This window comes from Amycolatopsis sp. NPDC003865 (assembly GCF_053605345.1).
In genome coordinates, this window is sequence record NZ_JBSGJA010000006.1 from 323345 (window position 1) to 341656 (window position 18312).

Consider the following 18312-nt stretch of genomic DNA (forward strand, 5'->3'; position numbering starts at 1 on the left):
GTCAGCGGGCTGATCGTGACCGTCGTCCGGAGCGCCGGAAGACGACGAAGAGCAGCCGAAGACCCACCAGTGCGCTGATCACCAGCAGGTTGTAGCCGAACACCTGGTGCAGCGTCAGGGCGGCGGCCACGCGCGGCCCGCCGTCGCCGGTCAGCAGCAGGACCGCCATCAGCCCGGTCGCCGCGCCGACGAACGTCAGCAGGACCTCGTGCACGAGCGTCGTGACCACGTCGCGGTCGCGCTCGTCCGCAAACAGCCGGACGTTCACCGACAACCTGCCCTCCTCCAGCGCGGCGCCGATGCGGTCGACGCGGCGGGGGAGGCGGCGCAGGACCGGCAGCAGCGCCATCCCCTCGGTGAGCGCGGTGTGGCGCAGCGAGTCCGGCCGCAGCCGGGCGCCGACCTGCTCGGCGGCGAACGCGCGGGACTCGGCCAGGACGTCGAATCCGGGGTCGAGCGCCGACAGCGTCCCTTCGACGGTGGCGAGCGCCCGGAACACCGCGGCGACCGGTGGCGGCACGCTCAGCCGGAAGTCCGCGACGACCCGGAACAGGCCGGTGAACAGGTCGAGGCCGGGGGAGCGGCCGGGGCCGAAGTGGCGGGCCACGAGCGCGCCGAGCGCGCGGTCCAGGCGCTGCTCGTCGATGTCGCCGGTGCGGTCGACGATCTCGAGCAGCCCGTCGCGCAGGGCCGCCGGGTCGCCGCGGTCGAGCGCCAGCACCAGGTTCTGCAGGCCGCCGCGCAACCCGGCGTCGAGCCGGCCGACCGAGCCGAAGTCGAGCAGGCCGAGGCGGCCGTCGGGCAGCAGCACGAGGTTGCCCGGGTGCGGGTCGGCGTGGAAGACGCCGCCGATCAGCACCTGGTCGAGCAGGCAGCGCAGGAGCGCCCGCGCGAGCCGCTTGCGGTCGGCCGCCGGGGCGGTCTCCAGGGGCTTGCCGTCCACCCGGGACATGACGAGCACGCGCTCCGTGGACAGTGCTTTGTGGACGGACGGCAGCGCGACGCCGGGGCACGAAGTGGCGGCCACGGCGGCGATGTTGCGGGCTTCGATGGTGAAGTCGAGCTCCTCGGCCAGCGCTTCGGCGAACCCGTCGGCGAGCTCGGCGACCCCCAGCGAGCGCGCCCAGTCCGCGCGTTCCTCGAGGGCGGCGGCGACGCGGCGGACGATGTCGATGTCGCGTTCGGCCTGGTCCCGCACGCCCGGGCGCTGCACCTTGACCACGACGTCCTCGCCGCCGCGCAGCCGGGCCCGGTAGACCTGCGCGACCGAAGCGGCGGCCAGGGGTTCCGGGTCGAACTCGGCGAAGACGTCGTCGGGCGAGCCGCCCAGCTCTTCGGTCAGCACGGCCCACACGGCGTCGGCCTTCGCGGGGGCGACCCGGTCCTGCAGCTTGGCGAGCTCGTCGACGAACACCGGCGGCAGCAGGTCCGCGCGCGTTGACAGCAGCTGGCCGAGCTTCACGAACGTCACGCCGCCTTCCTCGAGCGCGAGGCGCAGGGAGCGGGCGAGCTTGGCGTGCCGGACGCCGGGTTCGCGGCGGCCGGTGAGGTGGCGGCCGAGGCCGTGCTTGACCGCGATCCGGCTGATCTGCGAGTACCGGCGGGCGCGGCGGACCTTGGCCCGCAGCGACCGCGGCCGGAACCCGCCCGGCAGGGCCAGTTCGGCGACGAAGAGGAAGATCAGCGTCGCCAGGAAAGCGCTGCCCGCCAACGGGATCAGCAGGCCGATGGCCGCACCGCCGTTGTGCAGCAGGGAAACCGGGAACGCCCGGCCGATGCCGCCGGCGACGAGCCACCCGAACGCGGCCCCGCACAGCGCGCGGACGGCGCCGATCCGCACCCCGAGCACGCGCCGGGAGGCGACCACCAGCGGCCACAGCACGAGCGCGTAGAGGGGGAGGGTCAGCAGGCCCAGCAGGATGTCCATGCGGCGAGCAGACCACGGCGGCCCGGCCGGGCGGCTCACGCGGCGGCGGGACCGGGCTCCCTCCGGCGAGTGGGCTACTTTCGGCCGTGGCCGCGGTGTCCGTGGACTTCTAACGTGATCGCTCGAACCACGGTGAAGTGTTCTCTGAATCGGACGAAGGAGACACGATGGACGCACGCGTGATCAGCCGGATCGCGGCACTGGCCCTGGTGGCCCCGCTGGGCCTGGGCTTCGCGCCCGAGGCTTCGGCGGCCGCGGTCACGACGCTCTACTACAGCTCGACGGGCGCGCCGGACTACCTCACCCAGATCGACCAGGGCGCGGCCAACTGGAACGCCGCGGTCACCGACGTGAAGCTGGTCAAGCGCGCGACGGGCGCGACGATCAAGTTCCACGAGATCCACAGCGGCGGTTCGTACACGAACACCAACGGCCACGGCCGCGGCGACATCTACCTGGACACGAGCCAGGTGGCGGAGGGCTACGACCCGACCCGCATCGCGGCGCACGAGCTGGGCCACAACCTGGGCCTGCCGGACCACTACAGCGGGCCGTGCACGGAGCTGATGTCGGGGCACGGGCCCGGGACGTCGTGCACGAACGCCCGGCCGGACGCGACCGAGGCGGCGAAGGTGCAGTCGTTGTGGGTGAACGGGCTGGCGGGGGCCGAGGCCGCTCCGCGCAAGGTCGCTCACTAGGCGACCTCGGGGCGCTTGCCTCCACCGCGGGAGGGAGGCGCACGGGCCCCGCCACCTGCGAAGATCGGCCCGTGCGCATCCTCCGCCCCCTGACGGGCAAGGCGACCTACCGCCGCTGGGTCTACCTCGTCCTCGGCGGGGCCATCAGCGTCCCCTACCTGCTCTTCTCCGCCGTCGCCGTGCCGTCGGTGCTGCCGTTCGTCACCACCGCCGGGCAGGCCGTCGTGGCCGGGGGCGCCGTCACCCTGCTCGTCCTCGGCGGGACCGCCTTCCTGCCCGCCGTGCACGTCCTGGAATCCACCGCCGTCCGGGAGCTGCTCGACGATCCCGTCCCGGACGCGCCCGCGAAACCGCGCAGCCGGCCCGGGCGGCGGCGGGCCGCCGCCATGTTCGTGCTGCACGTCGTCGCCGGGTTCGTCGTCAGCTTCTTCAGCCTCGCCGCGCCTGTCGCGATCGGGCTTTCGATCAGCGCCGTGTTCACCGGGCACTTCGTGCAGACCGGTGAAGGCGGCCAGGTCACCGTGCCGACGGGCTGGGCCTCGGTGTGGCTGCCCGTCGCCTTCACCCTCGCCGCGGTGCTGCTCGTCTACGCCGTCTGGGCGGTCGGCGGCGTGCTGCGCCGGGTCGCGGCCCGGCTGCTCGGGATGAGCGCCGCCGACCGGATCGCCCAGCTGGAACGGCGGACCGGGCAGCTCGCCGAACGCAACCGCCTGGCCCGCGAACTGCACGACTCGGTCGGGCACGCGCTGAGCGTCGTCACCGTCCAGGCGGGCGCCGCCCGGCGGACGCTGCGCACCGACCCGGACTTCACCGAACGCGCGCTCGGCGCGATCGAGGAGTCCGCCCGCACGGCCCTCGACGACCTCGACCACGTCCTCGGCCTGCTGCGCGAGGAGGCGGCGGCCCGGACGCCGCAGCCGGCGCTGGCCGAGCTGCCGGCCCTGCTGGACACGACCCGGCTGGCCGGCACCGAGGTCACCGCGTCGATCGACGGCGACCTGGCCGCGGTGCCCGCGGTGGTGTCGCGCGAGGTGTACCGGATCCTGCAGGAATGCCTGACCAACGCGGTCCGGCACGCCGGTAGGGTCCCGGTGACGGTGGCTCTCGCGATCACCGCGCACGGCTTGGCCGCCCGGGTGGCCAACCCGCTCGGGAGCGGCACGGGGAGCGCCGGCGGCGGCCGCGGCCTGCGCGGGATGACCGAGCGGGTCGCGGTGCTCGGCGGCGAGCTGTCGGCCGGGCGGGTGGACGAGCGGTGGGAGGTCGAGGTGCGGGTGCCGTGGGGGAGCTGAGCGTGCGCGTGCTGCTGGTGGACGACGAGCCGCTGATCCGCGCCGGGCTCCGGGCGATCGTCGACAGCGAAGCGGGGTTGACGGTGGTCGGCGAAGCGGCCGACGGCGCCGAGGTGCCCGGCCTGGTGGCGCGGCTGCGCCCCGACGTCGTCCTGATGGACGTGCGGATGCCCGCGGTGGACGGGATCCGCGCCACCGCGCACCTGATGTCCACCGTGGACCGGCCGCCGAAGGTGATCGTGGTGACGACCTTCGAAAACGACGACTACGTGTACGACGCGCTGCTCGCGGGCGCGAGCGGGTTCCTGCTCAAGCGGGCCCGGCCGGAGGAGATCGTGGCGGCGATCCGCACAGTGGTCGCCGGCGAGTCGCTGCTGTTCCCGGCGGCGATCCGCCGCTTGGCGGCCCACCACGGCCCGTCCGGCGACGGTCTGGCGGCGGCGGGGCTGACCGAGCGCGAGCGCGAAGTGCTGCGGCTGATGGCGAGCGGACTGTCCAATGTGGAGATCGCGGGGGAGCTGTACCTGGGGATCCAGACGGTGAAGACCCACGTGGGCAACGTGCTGGCCAAGCTGGGGGCGCGCGACCGCACCCAGGCGGTGATCCGGGCGTACGACTCGGGGTTCGTGGCGCCGGCGGGATAGCGCGGGCAGGATGGGCCGTATGACTCCGGTAGCCGCGTACGACGACTTCGCCGAGGCCTACACGGCGGAAAACGAAACCAGCCTGATGAACGCCTACTACGAACGGCCCGCGACCCTTGCCCTCGCCGGGGAGGTCGCCGGACGGCGGATCCTCGACGCCGGCTGCGGCTCGGGCCCGCTGTCGGCCGCGCTGCGCGAGCGGGGCGCCGTCGTGACCGGCTTCGACCAGAGCCCGGCGATGATCGAGCACGCGCGCAAGCGGCTCGGCGCCGACGCGGACCTGCGGGTCGCCGACCTGGCCGAGCCGCTGCCCTACCCCGACGACGCCTTCGACGACGTCGTCGCGTCCCTCGTGCTGCACTACCTGCGGGACTGGGAGCCGGTGCTCGCCGAGTTCCGGCGGGTGCTCAAGACCGGCGGCCGGCTCATCGCCTCGGTCAACCACCCCTTCATGAACAACCTGATCCACCGCCAGAGCGGGCCCCGGCCCGACTACTTCGCGTCCTACACCTGGACCGACGAGTTCGAGATGCGCGGCCGAACCGCGCGGATGACGTTCTGGCACAAGCCGTTGCACGCGATGACCGACGCCTTCACCGCGGCCGGCTTCCGGATCGCGGTGATCGGCGAACCCCACCCGGTGCCGGAGGCCCGTGAGCTGTTCCCCGGCGACTTCGAGCTGCTCGACACGTTCCCGAGCTTCTTGTTCTTCGTCGTCGAAGCCGGCTAGTCCAAGCCTTCGAGGAGGGCCTGGATGGCCGCCGCCATCGTCGCGGGGTCGCCGTCGTCCGGGCGCAGCACCAGGTCCGGCGACTCCGGCCGCTCGTAAGGCGCGTCGATCCCGGTGAACCCCTTGATCTCACCCGCCCGCGCCTTCGCGTACATCCCCTTGGGATCGCGTGCCTCGCACACGTCGAGGGGCGTGTCCACGAAGACCTCCACGAAGGGCAGCTCCCCGGAAATCTCGCGCGCCGAAGCGCGGTCCGATGCGTAAGGGCTGATCAGCGACGCGATCGCCACCACGCCCGCGTCCGCGAAGAGCCGGGCCACCTCCGCGACCCGCCGCACGTTCTCGGCGCGGTCGGCGGGGCTGAAGCCGAGCCCCTTGTTCAGTCCGTGGCGCAGGTTGTCGCCGTCCAGCAGGTAGGCCGGGCGGCCCGCCGCCACCAGCCGGCGCTCCAGCTCTACCGCCACCGACGACTTGCCCGACGCCGACAACCCCGTCAGCCACACCGTCGCGCCGCGGGTCGGGCGGTCCTCACGGCGGACCGCCGCCTGGTGCCAGACCACCGGGGACGCCGGGGCCCCGGTGATCATGCCCGCCGCCACCGTGTCGCCGGTGTGCTCGTCCACCAGCAGGAACCCGCCCGTCGCCCGGTTGCGGCGGTACGGGTCGAACAGCAGTGGCGCCCGCGTGCGCAGCCGGATGCGGCCGATGTCGTTCAACGCCAGCGCGGCCGCCTCGGCACGGTGCAGCGTCGTCACGTCGAGGCGGTACTCCAGCCGCTCCACCGAACCCCGGGTCTCGGTGGTCGTGTGCCGGACCGCGTAGGAAGCGCCCGGCGTCAACGATGACCGCGACGAGAACCAGCACACCAGCGCGTCGACTTCGCGGGCCGACTCCGCGCGGTTGCCCGGGCGGCACAGCATCGCGCCGCGCCCCAGGTCCAGGTCGTCGGTCAGCTCGACCGCGACCGCCTGCCCGGTGAAGGCTTCCGAAAGCGGTTTCCCGCCCGGGCCCCACACCGCGCGCACCCGGGAGGTGAACCCCGACGGCAGCGCGACGACCTCGTCGCCCGGCTTGAACACGCCGCCGGCGATGGTGCCCGCGTACCCGCGGAAGTCGGCGCGGCGGATGACGTACTGCACCGGGAACCGCGCGTCGATCAGGTTGCGGTCGGAGGCGACGTGCACCTCCTCCAGCTGGTGCAGCAGCGAAGTCCCCTCGTACCAGGGCATGCTCGCGCTGCGGTGGACGACGTTGTCGCCGTGCAGCGCCGAAACCGGCACGAACGTCAGGTCGGCGACGTCCAGCTTCATCGCGAACCGGCGGAAGTCTTCGCGGATTTCGTCGAACCGCTCCTGGGACCAGCCGACGAGGTCCATCTTGTTCACGCACACCACGAGGTGCCCGATGCCGAGCAGCGACGCGAGGAACGCGTGCCGCCGCGACTGCTCCAGCACGCCCTTGCGCGCGTCCACCAGGATCAGTGCCAGGTCGGCCGTCGACGCGCCGGTCACCATGTTCCGCGTGTACTGCAGGTGCCCCGGTGTGTCCGCGATGATGAACTTGCGCTTGGGCGTGGCGAAGTAGCGGTGGGCGACGTCGATGGTGATGCCCTGCTCGCGCTCGGCGCGCAGTCCGTCGGTGAGCAGCGCGAGGTCCGGGTAGTCCTCGCCGCGGTCGCGGCTGGCGCGTTCGACGGCGGCGAGCTGGTCGGTGAAGATCGCCTTCGAGTCGAACAGCAGCCGGCCGATCAACGTGGACTTGCCGTCGTCCACGCTCCCCGCCGTGGCGATCCGCAGCAGCTGCATCAGAAGTAGCCCTCCCGCTTGCGGTCTTCCATGCCTGCTTCGGAAATCCGGTCGTCGGCCCGCGTGGCGCCGCGCTCGGTGACGCGGGTGGCGGCCACCTCGGCGACCACTTCGGACGGTGTCGCCGCCGACGACTCGACGCAGCCGGTGCAGGTGGCGTCGCCGACGGTCCGGAAGCGCACGGTCGCCTCGTACGGCGTCTCCCCGTCCACAAGGGACAAAAAGCGGGTGGCCGCCAGCAGCATGCCGTCCCGCTGGACCACCGGCCGCTTGTGCGCGTAGTACAGCGGCGGCAGCGCGATCCGCTCGTCCCGGATGTACTGCCAGATGTCCAGCTCGGTCCAGTTCGACAGCGGGAAGACGCGGATGTGCTCACCGCGGCGGTGCCGTCCGTTGTAGAGGTTCCACAGCTCCGGGCGCTGGCCGCGCGGGTCCCACTGGCCGTGCTCGTCGCGGAAGCTGAACACGCGCTCCTTGGCGCGCGCCTTCTCCTCGTCGCGGCGGGCGCCGCCGAACACGGCGTCGAAGCCGCCTTCGCGGATCGCGCGCAGCAGCGTGACCGTCTGCAGCCGGTTGCGGCTGGCCCGCGGCCCGGTCTCCTCGACGACGCGGCCGGCGTCGATGTCGTCCTGCACCCGGGCGACTTCGAGGCGCAGGTTCAGGGCGGCGACGGTCTCGTCGCGGAACCGGATGACCTCGTCGAAGTTGTGGCCGGTGTCGACGTGCAGCACCGGGAACGGCAGCGGCGCCGGCCAGAACGCCTTCGCGGCGGCGTGCAGCATCACCACCGAGTCCTTGCCGCCCGAGAAGAGCAGCACCGGGCGTTCGAAGGTCGCCGCGACTTCGCGGAAGACGTGCACGGCCTCCGCTTCGAGCGCGGCCAGGTGGGTCAGCTCATAGGCCACGGACACCGGAAAAAAGTAGAACATGTTCTTGTCATCGGTCAAGCGGTGCGGGACCCTGTGAGCATGGACCTGGTCGTACTCGAAGAGATCAAGCGGCTGAAGTACCGGTACCTGCGCGGGGTGGACCTGAAGCTGTGGGACGAGGTGGCCGACACGTTCACCGTCGACGCCACGGCCGACTACGGGACCCACGCCGTGGGCGGGGACGGGAAGAAGTTCGAGGGGCGCGACGCCATCCTCGAGTTCCTCACCACGAGCCTCGGCAACGGCATCATCACCGTCCACCACGCAGGTCAGCCCGAGATCGAGGTCGACGGCGACACCGCGACCGGGCGGTGGTCGTTCACCGACAAGGTCATCGTCCCCGACCACAAGGTGATCATCGAGGGCGCCGCCTTCTACGAGGACACCTACCGCCGGGACGCCGACGGCGCCTGGCGGATGACGCACATCGGGTACGTCCGGACCTACGAGTCGATGCTCTCCTGGGCGGACAACGCGGGCTTCCGGCTGCTCGCCAACCGCTGGGCCGTTCCGGCATGATCGAGAACGAGTTCTCGTTGACCAGGCCGTTCGCCGACGCGATCGCGGAAGCCGAGAAGCTGATCGCCGAAGCGCCGCCGGCGCAGACCGAGCAGGGCCTCCTGGAGGGCTACGACTACCTCGCCGGCAGCATCCGCGCGTCACTGCAGATGACCTGGGCCTACCAGCGCGACTTCCCGTACTTCACCGCGTCGACCGGGCCGTACACGAAGATGGGGCTGGACAACCCGGACACGCTGTACTTCAACGCGAACATCCGCGCCGACCGCGAGTACCTGGTCACCGGGGTCCGCGGAACCACCGCCGACCTGAGCTTCCAGATCCTCAACGGCGACTACTCGCCGGTCGTGGTGCCCGACAGCCTCGCCGCGTTCGACGACCGGGCCATCGAAATCGGCGAGGACGGCCGGTTCGAGCTGCGCTTCGGCCCGGCCCGCGAAAACCCGGGGCCGAACTACTTCGTCCTCGGCGAAGGCTCGTCGATGCTCGTCGTCCGCGAGGTCCACAGCGATTGGGCGACCGAGAAGCGCGGCGAGATCCGCATCCGCTGCGTCGACACGGCCGGCCAGGCACCCCCGGTGCCGGACCGCTCGGCGCTGGCCAAGCGCTACGGCGTCACCGGCAAGATCCTGCTGAGCCGGCTGAAGACGTTCCTGGCGTTCCCGAAGTGGTTCTACGACAACCTGCCGGTGAACACGATGACCGAGCCGCGCTCGACGCCGGGCGGGCTGACCACGCAGTTCTCCTCCGCCGGGCACTACGAGCTGGGCGACGAAGAGGCGATGATCGTCACCGTGCCGCGGTGCGCGGACGCGCCGTACCAGGGCATCCAGCTCGGCAGCCTCTGGTACGTCTCGCTCGACTACATCAACCACCAGACGAGCCTCACCGCCGACCAGGCCCGCGTCGACCCGGACGGGAAGCTCCGGTTCGTGATCAGCGAGCGCGATCCCGGCCTGGCGAACTGGCTGGAGCGCACGGGCCACGACCGCGGGTACGTCCAGATCCGCTGGCAGCGGCTCGCCCGCGACCTCGGGCCGGACGACGGCCCGGTCGTCGAGGTCGTCAAGGTGGACGAGCTGCCGGACCGGTTGCCCTACCACGAACAAGCACGCGTGACGCCGGCCGAGTGGTCGGCGCGGATCGCGGCCCGGCAGGACGCCGTCGCCGCCCGGATGCTGGGGTGAGCGTGCCGGATCTGTTGCAGGGCAAGGTGGTGGTCGTCTCCGGGATCGGCCCGGGGCTCGGCCGGTCGATCGCCGTGCGCAGCGCGGAAGCGGGCGCGGACGTCGTGCTCGCCGCGCGCACCGAGTCGCGGCTGACCGAGGTCGCCAAGGAGGTGACGGACCTGGGACGCCGCGCCGTCGCGGTCCGGACCGACATCGACGACGCGGACTCGGCGCAGAACCTGGTGAACGAGGCCCTCGAGGCCTTCGGCCGGGTGGACGCGGTGGTGCACAACGCCTTCGCCGTCCCGCCGCTGACCGATCTGGCCACAGTGGACCTCGACGCCGTCCGCGCCGGGTTCGAAACGGCCGGGATCTCGGTGCTGCGGCTGACCCGGTTGTTCCTGCCCGCGCTCAAGGAGAGCAAGGGCTCGCTGGTGATGATCAACTCCGCGGTGCTGCGGCATTCGCGGCGCACGTTCGGCGCGTACAAGATGGCGAAGTCGGCGCTGCTGTCGCTCTCGCAGAGCCTCGCCAGCGAACTCGGCCCGGACGGGATCCGCGTCAACACCGTGGCGCCCGGGTACATCTGGGCGCCGAACCTCAAGTGGTACTTCAATTACCTCGCCAAAGAACGCGGCATCACGCCCGAAGAGGTGTACGCCGAGACGGCGTCCACGATAGACCTGCGCAAGCTGCCGGAACCGGACGAGATCGCCGACGCCGTGGTGTTCCTCGCCTCGCCGATGGCGCGGGCGATCACCGGGCAGTGCCTCGACGTCAACGGCGGCGAGTACCACCACTAGGAGGGTTCATGCGTCCCGGCCGGGAAGACGTCGGCACCGTCGAGGACCTGCACGCGTCGGCCACCAAGCTCACCGGGCTCGACGACTTCGGCGGCGACGAATACCTCGAGGGCCTGCGCGTGCTGCTGGAGTCGTACGAGGCGGACGAGGATCTCACGCCGTACGGCAACAAGGTGCACCGGGCGATGCTGCGCGGCGCGCTGGTGGCGCGGCTGCTCAGTGAGGCCGGGTGGAAGCAGCACCCGGCTTCGGCGGAAGTGGCGATCGAGCGGCCGATCTTCGTGACCGGCCTGCCGCGCACCGGGACGACCGCGCTGCACCGGCTGCTCGCCGAAGATCCCGGGCACCAGGGCCTCGAGGTGTGGCTCGCCGAGGTCCCGCAGCCGCGGCCGCCGCGGGCGACGTGGCCGGACAACCCGGTGTTCCAGGGGATCCAGGCCGGCTACGAGCGGCACCACGTCGAGCACCCGGAGTTCATGGGCGTGCACCACATGTCCGCCGACCAGGTGGAGGAGTGCTGGCAGCTGCTGCGCCAGTCGATGCGGTCGATCTCCTTCGAGTGCCTGGCGCACGTGCCGCGGTACTCGCGGTGGCTGGCGAAGCAGGACTGGACGGACGCGTACGCCCGCCACCGGCGCAACCTGCAGCTCATCGGGCTGCCGGACGCGGGCAAGCGGTGGGTGCTCAAGAACCCGAGCCACTTGTTCGCGCTGGACGCGCTGATGGCGGCGTACCCGGACGCGCTGGTGATCCAGACCCACCGTGCGCCGAGCACGATCATGGGTTCGATGTGCAGCCTCGCGGAGAAGGCGGCCGACGGCTGGTCGGCGAAGTTCCGCGGCGAGGTGATCGGCCGCTCCCAGCTCGACCTGTGGGCGCGCGGCGCGGAAGAGTTCCGCGCGGCGCGGGCGAAGTACGACGCGGCCCAGTTCTGCGACGTGGCGTACGAGGACTTCGTCGCCGACCCGATCGGCACGGTGTCCACTGTGTACGACCACTTCGGACTGTCCTTGACGGACGAGGCCCGCGCGGCGATGACCGCGCTGCACTCGGAAAGCCGGTCGGGGGACCGGAAGCCGGTGCACCGCTACCGCCTGGCGGACTTCGGGTTGACGGCGGAGGAGGTCGACGAGCGGTTCAGCTCGTGATCAGCCGCACCACCTCGGCCATCGACGGCGCGGACGCCATCTCCGCGGCCAGCTCCTTCGCCCGGTCGCGGTAGCGCGGCTCGTCCAGGACGGCCCGGACGTCCCGCCGCAGCTTCTTCGGCGAGGCGGAGCCGCGGGCGCGGCCGATCCCGGCGCCGGACCAGGTGACCCGGGCGGCGACCTCGCGCTTGTCCTCGCTGGCGCCGACCACGACCAGCGGCACGCCGTACCGGAGGGCGTGGTTGACGCCGCCGTACCCGCCGTTGGTGACCACCGCGGCGCAGCGGGGGAGCAGGTCGTCGTAGGGCAGGAACGAGGCGACGCGGACGTTGTCCGGCAGCGGGCCGGGCCGCAGCGCGCCGCCGCACGTCGTCACGACGACCAGCACGTTTTCGACGGCCAGCGCGTCGATCGCGGGTTCGACGAGCCGGCTCAAGTCGTCGTTGGCCACCGTTCCCTGGGTGACGTGCACGATCGGCCGCGAGCCGTCGAGGTCGGGCCACCACGGCGGCAGCGGGTGCTCGTTCGCCGCGCTGACCGTCGTCGGGCCGATGAAGCGCAGCGGCGCGTTCGGGCGCGGGTACTCGAAGCCCGGGCAGGTCATCTGCAGGACGCCGTCGCTGTGCAAGGGCCAGTTCGCGAAGAGCATGCCGGGGTCCTCGCCCAGTACTCGCCGGGCCCGTCGCTGTGCGGGCCCGAGGACCCAGGGCGCGAGCACCTTCAGGAACGCGCTGTTCGGGCCGCTCGGCACCGGCGGCAGGAACGGCAGGAAGCCGAGCACCAGCACGCGTGGCCGGTGCTCTCGCCGGACCAGCGCGAGGCCGGCCATGAAGAGCGGGTCGCACAGGACGACGTCGACGTCGAGGTCCAGGACGCTCAGCTGGGCCGGGAGCGCGTTCACGAAGTTCGCCAGCTCGAAGCGGGCGAGCCGCAGCCCGCGTTTCCCGGCGCGGCCGGGGATGGAGCCGTCGAGGTCGGTTTCGTCGAAGTCGGCTTCCGGCGGCAGGAGCCGCACGGTGGCTTTCCCGAAGGCGTCCCGGTACCGCGCGCCGGTGACGACCGTGACGTCGTGCCCCTCGGCGAGCAGGGCTTCGACGATCGGCTTGGTCGGGCCGACGTGACCGCGGGCCGGCTGGACGCAGACGAGTACGCGGGCCATGGTTCCCCCTCGATTGACCGATACGCTGTACTATCCAATTGATGACGATACCCGAGAAACGCCGCTATTCGTCACCAGTCCGCTCGGCGCGAGCCCGGCAGACCCGCGCGCACGTGGTGGCGACGGCGAGGCGGCTGTTCGCCGAGCGCGGCTACGCGGGCACGAGCATGCGGCAGATCGCGGCCGCGGCCGAGGTGAGCCTGGAGACGGTCACGCAGACGGGCCGCAAGGCGGACCTGCTGCTGGCCGCGTTCCGCGACGGCTTCGCGGGCAGTCCGGACGCGGTGAGCCTGGACGCCCTGGTCGGCCGCGGGACGCTGGCGGACCTGCCGGAGATGGTCGCGCGGCTGGCGTCGGGCGTCCGCGGGTCGCTGCCGATCTGGCGCGCGTTCACGACGGCGGCGATGGCCGACCCGGCGGTGGCGGCGGTCCGCGCGGAGCTGGCGGTGGCCCGCCGCGCGGAGATCAGGGAGCGGCTGGCGGAAGCGGGGGCGCCGGCCTCGGACCAGCTCGCGGACGCGATCGGGTTGCTGACGTCGCACGAGGCCTACGACCACCTGACCGGGGTGTGCGGCTGGCCGCACGAGGACTACGTGACCTGGGCGACGGAGGCGATCCAGGCCCAGTTGGCAGGCGGCCCGTTCTAGCCCGCCGCCGGCTGGAGGCCGCGGGTGCCGATTCCGCGCAACACCTCGACCCGGTCCGTGCCCGGGCGGCTCAGGACCCAGCTCGACCCCGGCACCGCCTTCGCGCGCTTCTTCAACGGCGCCAGCAGCCGGGAAACCTCCTGGTACGACCGGATCGACCCGCTCGCGCACACCAGCGTCGCCAGCGACACCGTCACCGGCATCCCGTCGGCCGTCCAGGGGCGGTCCAGCAGCGCGCCCGCCACCGTCGCGATCTCGTCGACGTCGCACACCACCAGGAAGTCGTCGCCGCCCACGTGGCTCACCCGCATCCGCCGCAGCTGCCCGGCCAACGCCGTCAGCGCGCCGCCCAGTTCGCGGATCAGGTCGTCGCCCGCCGCGAAGCCCGCGGTGTCGTTGACTGCCTTGAACGCGTCGATGTCCAGCCACGCCGCCACGAACGGCTCGCCGATCGTGATGCGGCGGGCGACGTCACGGGCCACCGTGTCGCTGCCCGGCAGCCGGGTCAGCGGGTTCAGCGCCGCCGCGGCCTCGACCTTCGCCTCGGCCACCCCGCGCACCACCTCGGTCACCAGCACCACACCGAGGCAGCGGCCGACCTCGTCGACGACCACGACGTCGTCGCCCGTGCGGCCCCAGTCGGCGTCGGTGACCAGTTCGAGGAACTCCATCGCGCCCGCGCGGGCCTCGATCGTGTGCGGCGTGTCCGCGAGCCGCGCCGCCGGGCGCTTCGCGTGCAGCGCGTGCCCATAAGGGCCGGTTACTGCGACCAGGAACCGCGTCCGGTCGACCGACCAGCGCGGCCGGTTCAGCTCGTCGACCCCGACGACACCCGAAGGCGCGTCCGCCGCCGCCAGCACCTCGCGGACCTCGTCGCAGGTCGCGGACTCCGGCAGCGTCGTGGCCGGCCGGAGGAAGTCGCCGACGCACTGCGCCGGACCCGGCGCGCGCGGGGCCGGGGACCTCGTCAGCAGCGCCGGCGCGGGACCGGCGGCGGTCGGCGGGGCCAGCAGGTTCCCCTGCGCGATCCGGACGCCGAGGCCGCGGACGGCGTCGAGCTGCGCGTCGGTCTCCACCCCGGTCGCGACCAGCCGCGTGCCGGTGCGGTTGGTGTAGTGCAGCAGCGCCTCGACGACAGCGACCGATGCCTGGTCGTCCGGCAGCCCGCGCAGCACCGTGCGGTCGAGCTTGACCAGGTCGACCGGCGCGTCGACGAGCAGGCCGAGCGGCAGGTCGCCGCGGCCGAGGCCGTCGAGCGCGAGCCGGAAGCCGAGTTCGGTCAGCGCCCGCATCCCGGCCAGCGCGCGGTCGGCGGGCAGTGGCGCGAACGGCGGCCCGATCTCGAGGACGACGTCGCGGGTGCGGCGCCCGGCGTCGCCGAGCTCGGCCAGGAGGTCGTCGTACATCGCCGCCGGCGCGGCGAGGGTGCGCGCGGAGAGGTTGAGGTGCAGGGGGAGCGCCGTCTCGTCCTGCCGGACGGCGGCGATCGCGAGGCCGAGGTCCACCTCGGCGAGGCGGCCTTCGCGGCGCGCCTGGGTGAGCAGCTCGGGGACGGTGCCCTGGCCCGGCCTGGCCAGCGCTTCGTGAGCCACGACGCCCCCGGTGTGCAGGCTGTACAGCGGCTGGAAGGCGAAGCGGACCGCGCGTGGCGACTTCACGCCCCGATCGTCGCGGGTCCGGCCGCGAAGCGAAACGGATGTCGACTGATGTTCACCCCCGTTACCCACATCGGAGTAACGCAGCGTGACGCCTGCCACTACTTCAGCCTTGACTTATATAAGTTGCTGCTTGTAGCTTGACGGCGTGCACGCGTTCGACGTCCTCGGCGACCCGGTCCGCCGCCGGATCCTCGAGCTGCTGGCCGACGGCGAGCGGGCCGCCGGCGCGGTGACCGAGGTGATCCGGGCCGAGTTCGGCATCTCGCAGCCGGCGGTGTCGCAGCACCTGAAGGTGTTGCGGGACAACGGCTTCGCGGTCGTCCGCCAGGACGGCGCGCGGCGGCTGTACGCGGTCGGGCACGACCCGCTGCGCGACGTCGACGCCTGGCTCGACCGGTTCCGCCGGTTCTGGACCCCGCCGCTCGACGCACTGGCCACCGAAATCGCCCGCGGCAAACGCGCGCGGCGACGCATCGAAGAAGGAGAAGGTTCGTGATCGAGGTCAGCCACCAGATCAGCGCCGTCCGCCGGACGCTCGGCCGCCGCGCGCTCGAAGCGGGGGAGGCGCGCGTGATGACCATCAGCCAGGTCTACGACACCGACGTCGACGACATGTGGGACGCCTGCACGAACGCCGAGCGCATCCCGCGGTGGTTCCTGCCCGTAAGCGGCGAGCTCAAGCTCGGCGGCAAGTACCAGCTGGAGGGCAACGCGGGCGGCACGGTCGAGCGCTGCGACCCGCCGAAGAGCTTCACCGCGACCTGGGAGATGAACGGCGGAGTCAGCTGGATCGAGGTCCGGCTCACCCCCGAGGGCGCGGGCACGCGCTTCGAGCTGGAGCACACGGCCCACGTCGACGACCACTGGGAGCAGTTCGGTCCGGGCGCGGTCGGCGTCGGCTGGGACATGGCGCTGACCGCCCTGGTCCGGCACCTGGCCGCCGACCCGGGGTACGTGGTCGACCCGGCCGAGGCGATGGCCTGGATGGCGTCGCCGGAGGGGATCGGATTCGTGACGGCGGCGAACGAAGCCTGGTACGAGGCCCACGTCGCGGGCGGCGAAGACCAGGCGACGGCCCGCACCCAGGCCGACCGCTGCCTGGCCGCGTACACGGCCCAGCCGGAGGCTTAGCGCTCGCCGGCTTTGACCCCCGTCAGCGTGATCACCGCGTCGGGCGGGACCTCCGTGCCCGCCGCCGGGTCCTGGCCCGTCTGGACCCAGTTGCGGTCCACGACCAGCGCCCGGCCCTGGCCGGTGCCGTCGACCTCGCGCAGGTTGTAGAGGCCGGCGCGCTGCATCGCGTCCTGGGCGTCCTGGTGGTTCATGCCGGAGACGTCCGGGACCTTGATCCGCTTCGCCGAGGTCGACGACGGCTCGGGCGCCGAGGTCGCGCCGGGTGCGGCCGGTGAGCCGCCGCACGCGACCAGGGCGAACGCGAGTGCTGCCAGCGTGGTGACCATCGCTCGGGACATGACCGAGGGGTACCCACGCGCCTGCCCGCCGTTCGGGTGAAGCCGGATAAGGTCGGGCGCATGGATCAGGAGATCGACCCGCGGCGGCTCCGGCGCGACCCGGCGACGGGCGCCGGCGGGTTCACCGACCTGGCGACCAGCCCGTTCCGGATCGACCGCGACCGCATCGCCGCCTCGCCGTTCTTCGCCCGTCTGGGCGGGGTGACGCAGGTGGTCAGCGCCGGCGGGGCCGGGCTGCTGCACAACCGGCTGACTCACAGCCTGAAGGTCGCGCAGGTCGCGCGCGCCATCGCCGAGCGGATCAGCACCGGGCCCGACGCCGGCCTGGCCGACAAGCTGGGCGGCTGCGACCCCGACGTCGCCGAGGCCGCCGCGCTCGCGCACGACCTCGGGCACCCGCCGTTCGGGCACCTCGGCGAGCAGACGCTCGACCGCATCGCCCGGCACCGCTTCGGCCTCGCCGACGGCTTCGAGGGCAACGCGCAGTCGTTCCGCATCATCACCACGACCGACGTGCGCGGGCCGTCGGCGATCGGGCTCGACCTGACCACGGCGGTGCGCGCCGCCGTCCTCAAGTACCCGTGGCTGCGGCTGCACCACCCGGCGCCGCACCCGTCGGCGATGGCCGTCCCGCCGCGCGGGGCCGGCGAACCCGAGGACCTGCCCGGCACCGGCGCGGCCAAGTTCTCCGCCTACGCCACCGAGCTCGACGACTTCGAGCAGGCCCGCGCGGCGTTCGCCGGGCGCGTCGAAAGCTGGCAGCAGACGGTCGAAGCGTCCGTGATGGACACCGCCGACGACATCGCCTACGCCATCCACGACCTGCAGGACTTCCACCGCATCGGCGTCCTGCAGCACGCACCGGTGGCGGCGGAGCTGGGGGAGTGGCTCGAGCACGCCGGCGAGCTGGCCGCGCTCGACGACGAGACGCTGCACGCCGAACTGCGCCGCCCCGGCCGCTCGCTCGAGCGCGTCCGCCGCCGCATGCACGTCAAGGACGCCTGGATCGTCGACGACGACGCGTTCGCCGCCGCCGTCGCGCGGGTGCGCGCGGAACTGGTCGACGGACTGCTCGCCGGGGAGTTCGACGGCTCGATCGAGGCCGAGCAGGCCACGGCGGCGTTCTCCGCGAACTGGACCGCCCGCCTGGTCGACGGCGTGTTCGTGCTGGCGGACCCGTCCACCCGGACCGGCCACGTCTCGCTGCGGCCCGCGCAGTGGCACGAGGTCCAGGTGCTCAAGTTCGTGCACCGCCGGTTCGTGCTGCTGCGCCCGGACCTCGCGCTGCACCAGCGCGGCCAGGCCGGGCTGGTGACGAGCCTGGTCGACGCGCTCGACGCGTGGCTGTCCGATCGCGACGAGGTTTCCCGGCTGCCGCGGCGGTTGCACGACCTGGTCGAGCTGGCGCACGCGGAATACACGGGGCTGGCGCGCTCGGCGCCGGAGCTGCTGGTCGGCGCGACGGGGGAGCCGGTGTCCGGACCGGACGCCGTGCGCGGCCTGGCGCGGGGCCGCGCGGTCGTGGACTTCGTGGCTTCGCTGACCGACAAGCAGGCGGTGACGCTGCTGGACGCGCTGTCGGGCCGGGCCGCGCAGCCGTGGTCGGACTCGTTCGTGCTCTGAGGACGCGGTAACGGGTTCCGCCGCCGCGGACACCCGTTGCACGTGGCGAACCGGTTGTCCGGCGGTTGTCCGGTGATCGGCATCCGGTT

The 18312-nt window shown here is 72.7% G+C and carries 18 protein-coding genes; 12 read left to right on the plus strand and 6 right to left on the minus strand.

Going from position 1 to position 18312, the window contains the following annotated elements; translation table 11 throughout:
* Position 1 precedes the first annotated feature (1 nt).
* On the minus strand, positions 2-1927 hold the full coding sequence (locus tag ACWEVP_RS17575) for an ABC1 kinase family protein (protein WP_452063567.1): 1926 nt from the start codon (positions 1925-1927) through the stop codon (positions 2-4).
* 167 nt (positions 1928-2094) lie between these two features.
* Here ACWEVP_RS17575 and ACWEVP_RS17580 point away from each other — a divergent pair, with 167 nt between their 5' ends.
* The 4 genes from ACWEVP_RS17580 (at position 2095) to ACWEVP_RS17595 (ending at position 5291) form a co-directional block, all read left to right on the plus strand.
* A complete protein-coding gene (locus ACWEVP_RS17580) occupies positions 2095-2625 on the plus strand; it encodes a snapalysin family zinc-dependent metalloprotease (protein ID WP_452063568.1) in 531 nt (176 codons plus the stop codon).
* A gap of 71 nt (positions 2626-2696) precedes the next feature.
* Positions 2697-3917, plus strand: a complete 1221-nt coding sequence (locus ACWEVP_RS17585; RefSeq protein WP_452063569.1) for a sensor histidine kinase — start codon at positions 2697-2699, stop codon at positions 3915-3917.
* The gene (locus ACWEVP_RS17590; RefSeq protein WP_452063654.1) at positions 3914-4561 is read left to right on the plus strand and encodes a response regulator; all 648 of its coding nucleotides are present in this window, start codon (positions 3914-3916) and stop codon (positions 4559-4561) included. The genes ACWEVP_RS17585 and ACWEVP_RS17590 overlap by 4 nt, the downstream gene beginning before the upstream one ends.
* A 19-nt stretch (positions 4562-4580) precedes the next feature.
* Positions 4581-5291: a class I SAM-dependent methyltransferase gene (locus tag ACWEVP_RS17595; RefSeq protein ID WP_452063570.1), complete on the plus strand. Its 711-nt coding sequence runs from the start codon at positions 4581-4583 to the stop codon at positions 5289-5291.
* On the opposite strand, the gene cysC is transcribed toward ACWEVP_RS17595, so the two are convergent.
* Together cysC and cysD are read right to left on the minus strand one after the other, a co-directional pair.
* The gene (gene cysC / locus ACWEVP_RS17600) at positions 5288-7096 is read right to left on the minus strand and encodes an adenylyl-sulfate kinase (RefSeq protein WP_452063571.1); all 1809 of its coding nucleotides are present in this window, start codon (positions 7094-7096) and stop codon (positions 5288-5290) included. The genes ACWEVP_RS17595 and cysC overlap by 4 nt on opposite strands.
* Positions 7096-8025 carry a sulfate adenylyltransferase subunit CysD gene (gene cysD, locus ACWEVP_RS17605; RefSeq protein WP_452063655.1) on the minus strand — a complete coding sequence of 310 codons (930 nt, stop codon included), beginning with the start codon at positions 8023-8025 and terminating at the stop codon, positions 7096-7098. Before cysD ends, cysC begins: the two co-directional genes overlap by 1 nt.
* A 39-nt stretch (positions 8026-8064) precedes the next feature.
* Between cysD and ACWEVP_RS17610 the strand changes: the two genes are divergently transcribed.
* From ACWEVP_RS17610 to ACWEVP_RS17625, 4 genes are read left to right on the plus strand one after another with little or no spacing between them, the layout of a single operon-like run.
* Entirely contained in the window at positions 8065-8544 is a 480-nt protein-coding gene (locus ACWEVP_RS17610) for a nuclear transport factor 2 family protein (protein ID WP_452063572.1), read from the plus strand.
* Positions 8541-9731, plus strand: a complete 1191-nt coding sequence (locus ACWEVP_RS17615; protein WP_452063573.1) for a hypothetical protein — start codon at positions 8541-8543, stop codon at positions 9729-9731. Before ACWEVP_RS17610 ends, ACWEVP_RS17615 begins: the two co-directional genes overlap by 4 nt.
* Positions 9728-10516, plus strand: a complete 789-nt coding sequence (locus ACWEVP_RS17620; RefSeq protein ID WP_452063574.1) for an SDR family oxidoreductase — start codon at positions 9728-9730, stop codon at positions 10514-10516. Before ACWEVP_RS17615 ends, ACWEVP_RS17620 begins: the two co-directional genes overlap by 4 nt.
* Before the next feature lie 8 nt (positions 10517-10524).
* Positions 10525-11664, plus strand: a complete 1140-nt coding sequence (locus tag ACWEVP_RS17625; protein ID WP_452063575.1) for a sulfotransferase family protein — start codon at positions 10525-10527, stop codon at positions 11662-11664.
* Here the strand turns inward: ACWEVP_RS17625 and ACWEVP_RS17630 are convergent.
* Complete coding sequence (locus ACWEVP_RS17630; protein ID WP_452063576.1) at positions 11654-12823, minus strand: glycosyltransferase; 1170 nt, start codon at positions 12821-12823, stop codon at positions 11654-11656. The two genes, ACWEVP_RS17625 and ACWEVP_RS17630, sit on opposite strands and share 11 nt — an antisense overlap.
* 41 nt (positions 12824-12864) lie before the next feature.
* Here ACWEVP_RS17630 and ACWEVP_RS17635 point away from each other — a divergent pair, with 41 nt between their 5' ends.
* Positions 12865-13470: a TetR/AcrR family transcriptional regulator gene (locus ACWEVP_RS17635; protein WP_452063577.1), complete on the plus strand. Its 606-nt coding sequence runs from the start codon at positions 12865-12867 to the stop codon at positions 13468-13470.
* Here ACWEVP_RS17635 and ACWEVP_RS17640 read toward each other — a convergent pair.
* Complete coding sequence (locus tag ACWEVP_RS17640; RefSeq protein ID WP_452063578.1) at positions 13467-15128, minus strand: GGDEF domain-containing protein; 1662 nt, start codon at positions 15126-15128, stop codon at positions 13467-13469. The genes ACWEVP_RS17635 and ACWEVP_RS17640 overlap by 4 nt on opposite strands.
* A gap of 145 nt (positions 15129-15273) precedes the next feature.
* Between ACWEVP_RS17640 and ACWEVP_RS17645 the strand changes: the two genes are divergently transcribed.
* Together ACWEVP_RS17645 and ACWEVP_RS17650 are read left to right on the plus strand one after the other, a co-directional pair.
* Positions 15274-15624, plus strand: a complete 351-nt coding sequence (locus ACWEVP_RS17645) for an ArsR/SmtB family transcription factor (protein WP_452063579.1) — start codon at positions 15274-15276, stop codon at positions 15622-15624.
* On the plus strand, positions 15621-16259 hold the full coding sequence (locus ACWEVP_RS17650) for an SRPBCC family protein (RefSeq protein ID WP_452063580.1): 639 nt from the start codon (positions 15621-15623) through the stop codon (positions 16257-16259). Before ACWEVP_RS17645 ends, ACWEVP_RS17650 begins: the two co-directional genes overlap by 4 nt.
* Here ACWEVP_RS17650 and ACWEVP_RS17655 read toward each other — a convergent pair.
* Positions 16256-16600, minus strand: a complete 345-nt coding sequence (locus ACWEVP_RS17655; RefSeq protein WP_452063581.1) for a PASTA domain-containing protein — start codon at positions 16598-16600, stop codon at positions 16256-16258. The genes ACWEVP_RS17650 and ACWEVP_RS17655 overlap by 4 nt on opposite strands.
* A 60-nt stretch (positions 16601-16660) precedes the next feature.
* Here ACWEVP_RS17655 and ACWEVP_RS17660 point away from each other — a divergent pair, with 60 nt between their 5' ends.
* Positions 16661-18223 (plus strand): deoxyguanosinetriphosphate triphosphohydrolase family protein, encoded by a 1563-nt coding sequence (locus ACWEVP_RS17660; protein WP_452063582.1) that lies wholly within the window; start codon positions 16661-16663, stop codon positions 18221-18223.
* The last annotated feature ends 89 nt before the right edge of the window (positions 18224-18312 follow it).